Source organism: Acinetobacter sp. UBA2581, assembly GCF_002339435.1.
Taxonomy (GTDB): domain Bacteria; phylum Pseudomonadota; class Gammaproteobacteria; order Pseudomonadales; family Moraxellaceae; genus Acinetobacter; species Acinetobacter variabilis.
Window position 1 is genome coordinate 1 of sequence record NZ_DDLD01000058.1, and the last position, 8,809, is coordinate 8,809.

Sequence of the window (8,809 nt, forward strand, 5' to 3'; positions counted from 1 at the left end):
TTTCATCGAACTCAGGTTATATTAAGAATAGTCATGTGATGAGTGTGGCTTTTAATAACATCTGTGAAGTGTTCAACTGTTCCAATCTGGAAGAACATTACAATCTGATCAATACCAATAAGGTCAAAGCCAAAGCGATTGCTACTGATAAAACCCAGTTTAGTGGTGAGCTGATCAATTTCCACAAGCGCAGTCTGGAAATGCCAAACTTGAGAGTTCACCTTAAAGATCAGGGTGTAGTCTTGGCAACTTATAATTTAAAACCTCAGGAATACCTGATCGAAAGCCTGGTCAAGATTCAACGTATTCCCCAAAACAGCCCATTTAAATTTGAATTTGTGCTTCCTGTCGACCGTAAAGACTTCGATAATTACAGTTTGGAAATAATTCGACCTTAATATTGATAAAAACTATTAAAAAACGAAAAAAAAGTTAAAAAAAATGCAGTTTTCTTGCTCACTTTTCCCGAGACAATGGTATTATACGCGCCACGAAAGCTATGTGCTGCAAACTCCTCGCTACTTTTTCACAACAAATACAGTCTTGCCTAATGCGCTATAAAACTTATTGCGTATCGAGCAGATTTTTTTGTTTTGATTTTGGTCAGTAACAAAACTTTAACTATTGTTACGCTTATTTTTCGACCAAATCGTCGAGATGTGGCAAGCTACAAGCTCAATGTAATGACCAAGTTTTAGAACTCCAGTTTTAGGATCTAAAATGGAGTTCATTTCAATTTCTAGACCACTTTTATATATCGCTTTACCCAAGTGATATTTGATTTTTCGGATTAATTCGCATGAATAGCAAATCTCCTATTTTTACTGCACAATCTGATGTCGCTCTTCGTATTCACGTAGATCGCGCAGTTCGCCACTACTTTGCACAACTGCAAGGCGAGCAACCTTCTCAGGTGTACGACATGGTGCTGGCAGAAATGGAGAAGCCTTTATTATCTGTCGTTCTAGAATATACGCGTGGTAATCAGACACGCGCTGCCGAGATTCTCGGACTAAACCGCGGTACTTTACGTAAAAAGTTAAAAGCTCACGGTTTAATGAGTGAATAAATGATAAAATGCTTGCGGCTACCGCAGGCATTTTTTTTGACTGTTAATTAGCTATTTAGATTTAATCTGTTCCTTGGTAACTGTGACGAAGATCATGACTATTAAACGCGCTTTAATCTCTGTTTCCGATAAAACCGGTATTGTGGAATTTGCACAAGACCTTGCTGCTCTTGGGGTAGAAATTTTATCTACAGGTGGTACATACAAATTGTTGAAAGACAATAATGTCGCTGTAGTAGAAGTTTCGGAGCACACTGGTTTCCCAGAGATGATGGACGGCCGTGTAAAAACGCTACATCCGAAAATTCATGGTGGCATTCTGGCTCGTCGTGGTCTAGACGAAGCTGTGATGGCTGAACACAACATCGATGCGATCGATCTTGTCGTTGTTAACCTGTATCCATTTGCTGCAACTGTAGCGAAACCAAACTGTTCACTGGCTGATGCGATTGAAAATATCGACATCGGTGGTCCAACAATGGTTCGTGCTGCTGCGAAAAACCACGCGTCTGTAGGTATCGTGGTTAATGCTGCTGACTATGCAACTGTGATTGCTGAGCTTAAAACTGATGGTGCTTTATCTTATACAACCCGTTTTGACCTGGCAGTGAAAGCATTCGAACATACTGCTCAATACGACGGTATGATCGCATCTTACTTAGGCGCTCGCGTAGGTAAGGAAGAAGGTCAGGCAGACAAATTTGCGCGTACTTTCAATACTCAATTAAACAAAGCTCAAGACTTACGTTACGGTGAAAACCCGCATCAGTCTGCTGCATTCTATATTGATCCAGCTGCGAAAGAAGCCTCTGTTGCGACTGCAAAACAGTTACAAGGTAAGGAACTCTCTTATAACAACATCGCGGATACTGATGCTGCACTTGAATGTGTGAAATCATTCGCGAAACCTGCTTGTGTGATCGTAAAACATGCGAACCCATGTGGTGTTGCAGTTTCTTTAGACGGTATCAAAGCTGCTTATGATCTTGCTTATGCAACTGACCCTGAATCTGCATTCGGTGGCATCATTGCATTTAACCGTGAATTAGACGTTGCAACTGCGCAAGCAATTGTGGATCGTCAATTCGTTGAAGTGATCATTGCACCTAGCATCGCTGACGGCGTACTTGAAGTGACTGGCGCGAAGAAAAACGTACGTGTACTCGTATGTGGCGAACTTCCAGCGATTAACGAACGTGCTCCACAACTTGACTACAAACGTGTAAATGGTGGTTTACTGGTTCAAGATCAAGACTTGGGCATGATCACTAAAGATGACCTGAAAGTTGTGACTAAACGCGCACCAACTGAGCAGGAAATCGATGACATGATCTTCGCTTGGAAAGTTGCGAAATACGTTAAATCTAACGCGATTGTTTATGCGAAAAACCGTCAAACTATCGGTGTAGGCGCTGGCCAAATGAGCCGCGTAAACTCTGCTCGTATCGCCGCGATCAAAGCTGAACATGCAGGACTCGTGGTTGAAGGTGCAGTTATGGCATCTGATGCATTCTTCCCATTCCGTGATGGCATCGACAATGCGGCTAAAGCCGGCATCAAATGCATCATCCAGCCAGGTGGTTCAATGCGTGACGAAGAAACAATTGCAGCAGCTGATGAAGCTGGTATTGCAATGGTATTCACTGGCATGCGTCATTTCCGCCACTAATTTTTAAGTATTAAATTCCAGACCCTCCTTTTCGTAAGGAGGGTTTGCTACATCAGTAGATTGTTTAATATCTTGCTATAAGATGTTAAAAGATTTTTAAACCTCATTGGGTTTGTGGAATTTCATTTTCGAGGGAATTTTCTAAAGATGAACATTTTAGTTTTAGGTGGTGGCGGCCGTGAACATGCACTTGCATGGAAAATCGCACAAGACGATCAAGTAGCAAAAGTATTTGTTGCACCGGGCAATGCAGGCACCGCAACTGAAAATAAATGTGAAAATGTCGCTTTGGACATTCTCGACAATCCTGCCATCATTAATTTTGCAAAAAACAATGCAGTTGAAATGATTATTGTAGGTCCTGAAGCACCGCTTGTGAATGGTGTGGTTGATGCTTGCCGCGAAGCAGGCGTGAAAGTTTGGGGTCCAACTCAATTTGCTGCGCAGCTTGAAGGCTCTAAAGCATTCGCGAAGCACTTCTTAAAACGCCATAACATTCCAACTGCTTTCTACGATGTATTTACTGAAGTAGACGCAGCAAAAGCATTTGTTGAGAAAAATGGCGCACCAATCGTGATCAAGGCTGACGGTCTTGCTGCCGGTAAAGGCGTAATTGTTGCCATGACTAATCAGGAAGCATTTGATGCGATTGATGACATGCTGGCAGGCAACAAATTTGGTGATGCCGGCTCTCGTGTGGTGATTGAAGAATTCCTTGCTGGTGAAGAAGCATCTTTCATTTGCATGATCGATGGTGACAACATCCTGCCAATGGCGACTTCTCAAGATCATAAACGTATTTTTGAAGGCGACCAAGGTCCGAACACTGGCGGTATGGGAGCATACTCTCCTGCTCCTGTTGTGACTGCTGACGTATTCGAAAAAGCCATGAATGAAGTGATGCGTCCGACTGTTGAAGGCATGAAAAAAGATGGTCACGTATATACAGGTTTCTTATACGCAGGCTTGATGATTGACGACAAAGGCCAACCAAAAGTGATTGAGTTCAACTGTCGTTTTGGCGATCCAGAAACTCAACCAATCATGATGCGTTTAAAATCATCTTTGGTTGATTTAGTCCAAGCAGGTCTTGAAGGTAATTTACCTGCAGAAGCTGAATGGGATGAGCGTAAAACTGTCGGGATCGTACTGGCATCTAAAGGCTATCCTGAAACTTCTAGTAATGGCGATGTGATTTCAGGTTTAGATACGGAAATGACTGATGCGAAAGTCTTCCATGCAGGTACAAAAGCCAATGAAAAAGGTGAAATTGTCACTGCGGGTGGTCGTGTTCTTTGTGTCACTGCACTGGGTAATACCATTGGTGAAGCGCAAGCCAAAGCTTTAGAACTTTGCCAAAAAGTAACGTTTGATGGGGTTCAATACCGTAAAGATATTGGTTACCGTGCAATTGCTCGTGAAAATGTTTAATCTTAATTTCGATTAAGTAAAAAACCCCGATATGTTCGGGGTTTTTAAATGCTCTCATTTTAAACAATAGGCTCTAATCCATTGCCAGAGCATCTTGGACATCTACCATTCAGCCCCCCATCACCACCACATTGTTTACAAAAAATTGTATCTACAGTATTAAATGTTTGTTTGTAAATATCTCTTAAATCTTTTTCTTCTAATTGGTTAGGATTTTTTGTATCTAATAAAATTGATGTATCTTTGTTTGCATTTATAAATCCCTTAATCTATTCCAGACTAACAGAACGTCCTTTATATTTTCTAGTTAAAACTTCAGTTCTATGCTTATATAATTTTAAGCCATTATTTAATTCAATCTCCAACAGCACACACTTTTTATCATTCATACGTGATAATTTCAGAAGTCTTCCATCATCGATACAATAACGATGACTAGAATTTTCTAAAAATATTTTACTTTTCTTGCCAAAAATATAAGCATATAAATTTTTTTCTTGTGCTAAATCCTTTATATTTTCTAATTTTTTTTCTAATAGATCCATTTTTCTACTCTTAATTTGATCTCATACAATTATTACTTCAAATTTACAAATTTCAAGATAAACATGATTGCAATTATAAAAACCCCTCGCCTCATCCTCCGCCAATGGCAAAATTCCGATACTGCCCCATTTATCCAAATGTGTGCAGATAATGAGGTCATGCGTTATTTTCCCGCCCCACTGACACCTGAACAAAGCCTACAATTTATTCAAAAGGTGACTCGACAGATTGATCAGCATGGTTGGGGTTTATGGGCAGTTGAGCTAAAAGAGACTAAAGAATTTATTGGCTTCATTGGTCTGCAACCACAACCTGATCTGTTTGAGTTTTCGCCCTGTGTTGAAATTGGCTGGCGTCTGGCGAAAAAGTATTGGCATCGAGGTTATGCTACTGAAGGTGCACGTGCAGTCCTAGATTATGCCTTTAATACTTTAAACCTAGATAAAGTTGTGTCGTTTACTGCCAAATCAAATACCCCATCTGAGGCTGTGATGAAAAAGATAGGTATGGTAAAGACTCAAGAATTTCAGCATCCAAAGCTGCCGGAAGATCACCCTTTATGTTGGCATGTATTGTATGAAATCAATCAAAGTAATTACTCAGGTAAATAAGACACGGCTCAAATCCTCCCTAAACATTTATTAAAAAAGATCTTTCAGTAGCTTAATGAGCTGATGTATTTATCATGTTTATTCATTTTTATGATTTCTATTGGATAAAATCTTATAAAGATCAATCTTTAAACGATATGAAATTCCGCCTTATCTTCAATAAAAATAATATATTGTATTCATTGATATTTTGATCATTTTCATTCAATTTATATTCTATTAAAAAGATAAGTAAATAGTTTTTATCCACTATATTGAATAAATAATAATTGCTATGATTGCGCCCATTCAGAGCACCAAATTTGACTATATCTTTTATAAAACCTCTATTTACTCTCTCCAAATAGGGAATCTCTATAGTGGTTTGGTGAACTCTGACCCGATCGAATTAACGTGAACTGTTGCAGTACATTTGCATTTTCCCTGCCGGAGCCACATGCGACTCGATCTAAGGTCAGCTGAAAGTGTAATAAAACTCCACTTTAACATGACCTTAAAATGCATATACTTTAGGCAACACGAAAATTAGGACATCTTTATGAAAAAGCTACTTGGCGTTTTACTCAGTGCATCTGTACTGACTTTAACTGCATGCGGAAAACAAGAAGCGCCTGCAACGGATGCAGCACAAAACAAAGACTCAGGTGAACTGCAAACTGTTACTATGGCATCTACTGGTTCAGATGCTGACGTATGGCGCTACATTTCAACTTTGCCTGAAACTAAACAAGCCGGCATCAAACTTGATGTGAAAAACTTCACTGACTATGTGGCGATGAATACTGCTGTTGCCAACAAAGAAATTGATGTCAACGCATTCCAGTCTTATGCCTATATGGTTGCTTATAACGACGCCAATACTCAAAAGATCGCTCCGCTTTCTACGACTTATCTTGAGCCAATGGGGATCTACTCAAGCAAAGTAAAAAAAGTAGAAGAATTTAAAACAGGTGCGACGATTGCAATTCCAAACGACGGCGCGAATGAATCACGCGCATTGTTATTATTACAATCTGCTGGTCTGGTAAAACTTAAACCAAACTTTGACCTGGTAAAAGGCACGCCTGCTGACATTACTGAAAATGCGAAACAGATTGTTATCAAGCCAATTCAAATGGCGACTGCAGTTCGTGTGAAAGATGAAGTTGATGCGATTGTTCTAGGTAATACTTTGGCAATGGAAGGTGGTCTGAACGTATTGAAAGATGCGATCTATTACGAAGCGATTGATCAAAGTACTAAAATGAATGTTAACGTTTTAGCTGTCGCTGCTGACCGTCAAAATGATCCTGTACTTCAAAAAGTTGGCCAGTTGTATCATACTCCTGCTGTGAAAGCCTATGTTGATGAACACTTCGGTGGTACTAAAGTTGCTGTAAATAAACCAGTGACTTATTTAACCGAAGAAAAGTAATACAATAATCAATATTCAGAACAGGCAAGATTTCTTGCCTGTTTTTTTATTCGTGATGCAGTATTTGACACTATGATTGAATTTAAAGACATCTCCAAACAGTATGAGCTCAAGGGTCAAACCTTACGTGCCTTGAATCGGATTAATTTACAGATTCCGACCGGCAGTATCTTTGGCATTATTGGCTATAGTGGTGCCGGTAAAAGTACCCTGATCCGCCTGATTAATCTGCTTGAACGCCCAACGTCTGGTCAGGTGATTATCAATGGCACGAACTTTACTGCTTTGGATGCCAAATCATTGCGTCAGGAACGTACCCAGATCGGCATGATTTTTCAGCATTTTAACTTGATGCAGACTAAAACAGTGGCTGCCAATATTGAAATGCCAATGAAGTTGCTTGGCTGGAGTAAAGCTGAACGGGAAAAACGTCTCGAAGAACTGCTGGATTTTATTGACCTGAAACATAAGCGTCATGCTTTTCCGGACGAGTTATCAGGCGGTCAAAAGCAGCGTGTCGGTATTGCGCGTGCCCTCGCGAATCATCCCAAAATTCTGCTGTGTGATGAAGCAACTTCTGCTCTAGATCCGCAAACGACTAAATCTGTACTGCAACTTCTGAAACGTATTAATCAGGAACAAGGCATTACCATTGTCATGGTCACCCATGAAATGGATGTGATCGAAACCGTATGTGATTATGTGGCTGTCATGGAAAAAGGTGATGTGATTGAAACCGGTTCTACCCTGCAGATCTTTAGTCAGCCGCAACATCCAACGACAAAGAACTTTATTCAGACTGTACTCCAGCAAAACTTGCCAGTGAATATTTTGGCGAATCTGGAAAATCAGAATCATCACAGTATTTATTGTTTAAAATTCCTGGGCAGCTCAGCGCAGGAAACCGTGATTCAAGGTGTGATCAAACAGTTTGATGTCAGTTTAAATATCCTGTTTGCCAATATGACAGAAATTAATGGTTCAGTGATTGGTCAGATGTTTATCCAACTTTTAGGCGATCCAGCGCAAATCACAGCGGCAATGCAATATCTGAGAGATAACGGCGTACAAGTCGATCAGGCAGGAGTACAAGAATGAGAGACTTAATTGTACAGTGGTTGACCACCATTACTGCGCCATTCTGGAAAAGTTCACTATCGATGGATCAGTTTGTTACTGCACTGCAAGAAACCTTTCACATGGTGTTCTTCGCAATGCTGTTTGGCTGTATCTGGGGCTTTATTCAGGCGATCATTTTACTTGTCACTCGCCCAAACGGGATTCTGCCAAACCGTGTGATTTATCATGCTCTAAACCCGATTGTGAATGCACTGCGTTCCCTACCCTTTATTATTCTGCTGATTGCAGTTATTCCCTTAACAAAATTCTTGGTCGGTACTTCTATCGGTACTTGGGCAGCGATTGTACCTCTAACTATTTATGTCGGTCCTTATATCGGCCGTCTGGTAGAAACTTCTCTACTGGAAGTGAATGAAGGCATTATCGAATCTGCACAAGCGATGGGAGCAACGCCAATGCAGATTATCTTTAAGTTTATTCTGCCAGAAGCACGTAGCTCACTGATTCTGAACCTGACCACAGCAACCATTAGCCTGATTGGTGCAACCGCAATGGCGGGTGCCGTTGGTGCTGGTGGTATTGGTGACTTAGCGATCTCTTATGGTTATCAGCGTTTTGATACATCTGTGGTGATCATGACCGTGATTGTCTTATTGATTCTGGTGCAGATTGTACAAAGTGTTGGCGACTGGTTATCGCGACTTCGTTAAGCTAAATTCCTAAGTAAATAAAGCCCTCTTTTTGAGGGTTTTATTTTCTACCCATAAAAATATCTGCATCTTAAACATCGAAGCGAACATTTGATACATGGCTTAGTAGCATGGATGCTGCCGTTGATCTGTCTTACACAAGCTTTAAAGCAATGCTTAAAGCTTGCTCAGGAAGTGCCATCAGATCAACGAGGGGTTTTGTTACTTTTGGCCCGTCAAAAGTAAGGCATAACTACTCAAAATTTAAATTAAAGTAAAAATATAGGACTTACGCACTAT

Annotated in this window: 9 protein-coding genes; 8 read left to right on the forward strand and 1 reads right to left on the reverse strand. The window is 40.4% G+C overall.

What is annotated here, in order from left to right; all coding sequences use genetic code 11:
* The 4 genes from B3Q46_RS07155 to purD all read left to right on the forward strand — a co-directional run.
* On the forward strand, positions 1-398 hold a 398-nt coding region (locus B3Q46_RS07155), incomplete at its 5' end, for a DUF3426 domain-containing protein (RefSeq protein WP_286714053.1).
* A gap of 401 nt (positions 399-799) precedes the next feature.
* A complete protein-coding gene (gene fis / locus B3Q46_RS07160) occupies positions 800-1,069 on the forward strand; it encodes a DNA-binding transcriptional regulator Fis (protein WP_001086304.1) in 270 nt (89 codons plus the stop codon).
* Between the two features lie 94 nt (positions 1,070-1,163).
* A complete protein-coding gene (purH, locus tag B3Q46_RS07165; protein WP_104426213.1) occupies positions 1,164-2,738 on the forward strand; it encodes a bifunctional phosphoribosylaminoimidazolecarboxamide formyltransferase/IMP cyclohydrolase in 1,575 nt (524 codons plus the stop codon).
* 147 nt (positions 2,739-2,885) lie between these two features.
* The gene (gene purD, locus B3Q46_RS07170; RefSeq protein ID WP_104426214.1) at positions 2,886-4,169 is read left to right on the forward strand and encodes a phosphoribosylamine--glycine ligase; all 1,284 of its coding nucleotides are present in this window, start codon (positions 2,886-2,888) and stop codon (positions 4,167-4,169) included.
* A 269-nt stretch (positions 4,170-4,438) separates the two neighbouring features.
* Here the strand turns inward: purD and B3Q46_RS07175 are convergent, their stop codons facing one another.
* Complete coding sequence (locus tag B3Q46_RS07175) at positions 4,439-4,714, reverse strand: hypothetical protein (RefSeq protein WP_104426215.1); 276 nt, start codon at positions 4,712-4,714, stop codon at positions 4,439-4,441.
* Positions 4,715-4,786: 72 nt separating this feature from the next.
* On the opposite strand from B3Q46_RS07175, the gene B3Q46_RS07180 reads away from it, so the two are divergent.
* The 4 genes from B3Q46_RS07180 to B3Q46_RS07195 all read left to right on the forward strand — a co-directional run bounded on the left by B3Q46_RS07180 (position 4,787) and on the right by B3Q46_RS07195 (position 8,530).
* Positions 4,787-5,326, forward strand: coding sequence for a GNAT family N-acetyltransferase (locus B3Q46_RS07180; RefSeq protein WP_104426995.1), 540 nt, complete (start codon positions 4,787-4,789; stop codon positions 5,324-5,326).
* A 538-nt stretch (positions 5,327-5,864) separates the two neighbouring features.
* Positions 5,865-6,740 (forward strand): MetQ/NlpA family ABC transporter substrate-binding protein, encoded by an 876-nt coding sequence (locus tag B3Q46_RS07185; protein WP_004786195.1) that lies wholly within the window; start codon positions 5,865-5,867, stop codon positions 6,738-6,740.
* 72 nt (positions 6,741-6,812) lie between these two features.
* On the forward strand, positions 6,813-7,838 hold the full coding sequence (locus B3Q46_RS07190) for a methionine ABC transporter ATP-binding protein (protein WP_104426216.1): 1,026 nt from the start codon (positions 6,813-6,815) through the stop codon (positions 7,836-7,838).
* A complete protein-coding gene (locus B3Q46_RS07195) occupies positions 7,835-8,530 on the forward strand; it encodes a methionine ABC transporter permease (protein ID WP_004786199.1) in 696 nt (231 codons plus the stop codon). Before B3Q46_RS07190 ends, B3Q46_RS07195 begins: the two co-directional genes overlap by 4 nt.
* Positions 8,531-8,809 lie beyond the last annotated feature (279 nt).